Raw genomic sequence first — 5,766 nt, 5'->3', positions numbered from 1 at the left:
TGTTGCAGCAGCGCCCGGGTCTCGGCGTCGATCACCACCGCCACGGTGTCACCGCGGTAGCTGGCCACCCGTGGGCGGGGCCGGTCGGTCGGCAACCGCAGTTGTTCGGGCAGCCCCGCCAGTTCGTCCCGCCAATACGCCAGCTGCCGCGACAACACACTGTCGGGATCGGACGCCTCGCCCAACAGCTGCCGCTGCCACAGCGTGTAGTCGGCGTACTGCACCGGCAGCGGCGCCCACTCCGGGCTGCGGCCGTGGGTGCGCGCGGTGTAGGCGGTCGCCAGATCCCGCAGCAACGGCGCCAACGACCACCCGTCCCCAGCGATGTGGTGCACCAGCAGCATCAGCACGTACTCGTCGCACGCGCAACGCAACACACTGGCCCGTACCGGGATCTCCGAGGCCAGGTCGAACTCGTAGCGCGCCGCCGCGGCCACCGCCGCCGCCACGTCCACGTCCTCCACCTCGGTCACCGTCACCGGTACCTCGAATTGGCCGGCCGCGAGGATCCGTTGCACCGGTACACCGTCCATTTCGGCGAACACCGTCCGCAGGCTTTCGTGCCGCCCCACCACATCGGTGAGCGCGGCTCGCAACGCCGCCACCTCCACCGCGCCCGTCAGCCGCACCCCCAACGGCATGTTGTAGGTGGCCGAGGGGCCTTCGAACCGGTGGATGAACCACAACCGTCGTTGCGCGAACGACACCGGTATCGGCTCCGGCCGCTTTGCCACCGCCAATACCGGCCGTACTGCGGTTTCGTCGTCGAGGCGGGTCACCAGTTGCGCGACGGTGGGGGCGTCGAACACCGTCCGGATCGGCACCTCTACCCCCAACACCGTCCGGATCCGGCTCACCAGCCGGGTCGCCAACAGGGAATGTCCCCCCAGGTCGAAGAAGTCGTCGTCGAGCCCGACCCGGGCCACCCCGAGGACATCACCGAACAACTCGGCCAGCACCCGTTCGCGTGCCGTGCGCGGCGCCCGATACCCCACCCCGGACACGAATTCCGGGTCCGGTAACGCCGCACGATCGAGTTTCCCGTTCGGGGTCAACGGCATCGCCTCGACCGATATCACTGCGGCCGGGACCATGAACTCCGGCAGTCGGTCGGCCGCGAAGCGGCGCACGTCCGCGGTCAGCAGGCTCGCCTGTGGATTGTTGGTATAGCGGGCGGGGTCTTTCCGCATCGTCGGTGCCGTGAACACGTCGGTGAGGTGTTTGCCGTGCGCGAGCGTGGAGTCGACGAACACCGCGTCCATGCACCCCGCGTGCGTCGACCACGTCACCGCGGTGGTGAACCCCAGCCCCTCCCCGAGAGCGTACAGATCCTCCGGGAGCAGTCCGGCGCCGATTCGGTCGCCATGGGGGGGTGTTATCTGTTCGGTCCCGATACGTTCGGGGTCGGGGGTGGGGGATTGTCCTGCTCGGAGCCGCTCGACCGCGCGGACATCGTCGACCAAACCCAGATGCGGAATGTCCGTCAGCCGCAGCCAACCACCCCGCGCCGCAACCAACATACTGTTCACCGACGACAAACCGTCGTGGTCGACGAACCGGGTCCGCGGCACCTCCGCCAACGACAACACCTCAGTCGGACGCTTACGGATGACCACGTCGTAGCGGTAACGAGTCAACTCATTGACCGCCCGGCCCGCCTTGAGTTCGACAGCGACCGCGCCGATGTCGCCGATCTCGTCGGACAACGCCCGGAAATACTCCGGCGCCACCAGCAACTCCTGCTCGGTAGCGATCTCTCGACGGACCCGCTCCCGCACCGCCCGCGGATCGGTGTCCCCACCACGGGCGAGCTGCACCGCAGTCGTGAACTCCTCCAGCAGCGACAGATTCCGCACATCACCGACGAACAACCCGCCCCCAGGCGCCAACAGGCGCAACACCCGCTCGACGACCCGCCGCAGATAAGCCTGGCCGGGGAAATACTGGACCACCGAATTCACCACAACGGTATCGAAATAGCCCTCGGGCAACCCCGCGAGATCGTCGGCCGCGGCGGTGCGCAGGACGACCCGCTCGGTCCACTCCGCCCGCAGCGCGGCCAATCGCCGATCGAGCGTCCGCACCGTCGCCGCCGACAGGTCCGTCGCCCAATACTCCCGGCAGTCCGGCGCCAATTGCGACAACAACAGCCCTGACCCGACACCGATCTCGAGGACTCTCTTACCCCCCAGGCTCCGGATCCGCTCGACCGTGCGCGCCCGCCACTCCCGCATCTGCGCAACCGGGATCGGCGCCCCGGAATAACTGCTGTCCCACCCCGCGAAATCCTCACCGAACCCCACCCCGGACCCGACACGATCGGCATCCCCCGCCCCGGCGGACAGATCGTCGTACACCCGACGCCACTGCTCGACCAACTCCCCCTCCCCCGCCACACTGGACCGGTCGAGGACCACATACCCCACCAACTGTGTACCCGCCCCCACCCCGGCCGCCTCCCGCGCCACGACCACCGCCTGCCCCACCGCCGGATGCGCCCCCAACACCGCCGCCACCTCCCCCGGCTCGACCCGAAACCCCCGGATCTTCACCTGCTCATCGACCCGACCCAGATACTCCAGCTCCCCAGCCACGGTCCACCGCGCCACATCCCCGGTCCGATACACCCGCCCCCCACCAACGACATCGAACGGATCAGCCACGAACCGCGCCGCCGTCAACCCCACCCGCCCGTGATAGCCGCGCCCCACTTGCGCACCGGCCACATACAACTCCCCCGCCACCCCCACCGGCACCGGCCGCAACCACGAATCCAGCACGAACACCCGCATATTCCCCACCGGGGTGCCGATCGGACTATGAACATAGCCATCACGAATGCTCGACAACACCGATTTCGTTACATGCACAGTCGTTTCGGTGATCCCGTACATATTGACCAACTCAGGTCCACCATCATGCTGCGCAGACAACCAAGCACCCAAACGCGCCGGATCCAACGACTCACCCCCGAAGATCACCAACCGCAGCGCACCGGTACCGGCCACACCCGGCGCCCGAGCCTCCGACAACGCATAAAACGCCGACGGTGTCTGGTTGAGAACCGTGACCCGCTCACGAACTACCAATTCCCACAAATCGACCGGTGACCGAACCGTCTCCCACGCCACCACCACAACCCGACCGCCATGCACGAGCGCACCCCACAACTCCCACACCGAGAAATCGAACGCAGGCGAATGACACCACGCCCACACATCCCCCGCACCGAAACCACACCACCCCGCCGTACCACCGAACAAAGACACCACATCACGGTGGGTGACCGCGACACCCTTAGGGCGACCAGTCGAACCAGAGGTGTAGATCAGATAGGCCAGATTCCTCGGCCGCAACCGCCCACGCCGATCGGCGTCGGTCACAGCGGCCGCACTGGAGACACCAGCGAAGGTCCCCGGAACGTCGAGGCACAACGTGTCCACCGCGACCACCGGCAGGGCCGCGGCCGTGGCCCGATCAGTCACCACGACCACCGGAGCCGCGTCGGCGAACATGAACGCCAACCGGTCACGCGGGTAGGTCGGATCCACCGGCAGATACGCGCCCCCGGCCTTCCACACCGCCAGCAACGCCACCACCAACTCCACCGACCGGGGCAGCGCCACCGCCACCACCCGCTCGGGCCCTACCCCCCGCACGACCAACAGACGCGCCAGACGGTCGGCGCGCTCGTTGAGGTCACGGTAGGTCAACTCCACCCCCGCACACACCACCGCCACCGCCTCGGGGGACCGCCGCACCCACGCCTCGACCAACTCCACCACGGTGGTGTCGGTATCGACAGCCACGGTGGTGGCGTTGTAGTCCCGCAGCAACCAGTCGCGTTCGGCGGCGGTGAGCACCTCCACCGCACCCACCGCCATCTGCGGGGTGGCCGCCACCTGCCGCAACACCCGCACATACCGGGCTGCGATCGCCTCGACCGTCTCCCGGTCGAACAGATCGGTCGCGAACTCCACGAAACCGTTCCAGCCGTTTCGTGCGGACGAATCGTCGATGTTGAACCACAGGTCGAAACGGGATGTCCCCGGTGAGCAGAAGAAGGGACGGACGCCGATTCCGGGCAGCTCGATCACGGGCAACGTGTTGTTCTGGAAGGCCAACGCCACCTGGAACAACGGATGATGCGCCGTGGAACGCACCGGGTTGAGCAACTCGACCAACAACTCGAACGGCGCATCCTGATTGGCGTAGGCCGCCAGCGCCTTCTCCCGCACCTGCCCGAGCAGATCGGTAAACGAACCCGCCGCAGCAACTCGTGCCCGCAACACCCACGTATTGACGAAGAACCCGACCAGATCGGTCAACGCCTCATCGGTACGCCCGGCGATCGGCGACCCGACCGGAATGTCCTCCCCCGCACCCAAGTGATACAACAACACCACCAACCCCGCCTGCAACACCATCGACACCGTCACGTCCTCCCGCCGCGCCACCCGCCGCACCAGCGCCTGGGTCTCGGCATCGATCACCAACGCCACCGTGTCGCCGCGATAGCTCGCCACCCGCGGCCGCGGCCGATCAGTCGGCAACCGCAGCTGTGCGGACAGACCCGCCAGATCCCCCCGCCAATACGCCAGCTGCCGCGACAACACACTGCCGGGATCAGACTGCTCACCCAACAGCTGCCGCTGCCACAACGTGTAGTCCACATACTGCACCGGCAGCGGCTTCCAGTCCGGGCTCCGGCCATGGGTGCGCGCGGTGTAGGCGCTCGCCAGATCCCGCAGCAACGGCGCCAGCGACCACCCGTCACCGGCGATGTGGTGTATCAGCAGCATCAGCACGTACTCGTTGCGAGCGCAACGGAACACGTCCGCCCGTACCGGGATCTCCGAGGCCAGGTCGAACTCGTAGCGCGCCGCCGCAGCCACAGCCGCAGCCACGTCCCCCACCTCCGACACCACCACCGGCACCTCGAATTCTCCGGCCGCGAACACCCGCTGCACCGGCACCCCGCCGACCTCGGCGAACACCGTCCGCAGGCTCTCGTGCCGCCCCACCACATCGACGAGCGCGGCCCGCAACGCCGCCACATCCACCGCGCCCGTCAGGCGCACCCCCATCGGTATATTGTAGGTGGCCGAGGGACCTTCGAGCCGGTGGATGAACCACAACCGTCGCTGCGCGTATGATGCTGGTACCGGTTCCGGGCGCTTTGCCACCGTCAGCGCCGGACGCACCCGCGCACCGTCGTCGAGCCGGGCGACCAGCTGCGCGACGGTGGGGGCGTCGAATACCACCCGGATCGCGACCTCCACCCCCAACACCGACCGGATCCGGCTCACCAACCGCGTCGCCAACAGCGAATGCCCACCCAGCTCGAAGAACCCGTCATCGATACCCACCCGGTCCACCCCGAGCACGTCCCCAAACAGCTCCGCCAACACCTGTTCGCGCTCCGTGCGCGGCGCTCGATACCCCACCCCGGACACGAATTCCGGGTCCGGCAACGCCGCACGGTCGAGCTTCCCGTTCGGCGTCAACGGCATCGCCTCGAGTACCACTACCGCGGCCGGGACCATGAACTCGGGCAACCGCTCGGCCACGAACCGCCGCAACATCGCACCATCGACCCCACCATCGGCCACCACATACCCCACCAACTGTGTGCCCGCCCCCACCCCGGCCACCTCACGGGCCGCGACCACCGCCTGCGAAACCGCCGGATGCGACCCCAACACCGCCGCCACCTCCCCCGGCTCGACCCGAAACCCCCGGATCTTCACCTGCTCATCGACCCGA

At 67.9% G+C, this 5,766-nt stretch carries 1 protein-coding gene; it reads right to left on the bottom strand.

Annotated elements, in window-relative coordinates:
• On the bottom strand, positions 1 to 5,766 hold a 5,766-nt coding region (locus tag ACX4ZE_RS22360; RefSeq protein WP_480275437.1), incomplete at both ends, for an amino acid adenylation domain-containing protein.

This window comes from Nocardia sp. TBRC8007, assembly GCF_056629435.1.
The sequence above is the reverse complement of the archived record's forward strand: the minus strand, read 5'-3'. Positions and strand labels throughout refer to the sequence as shown.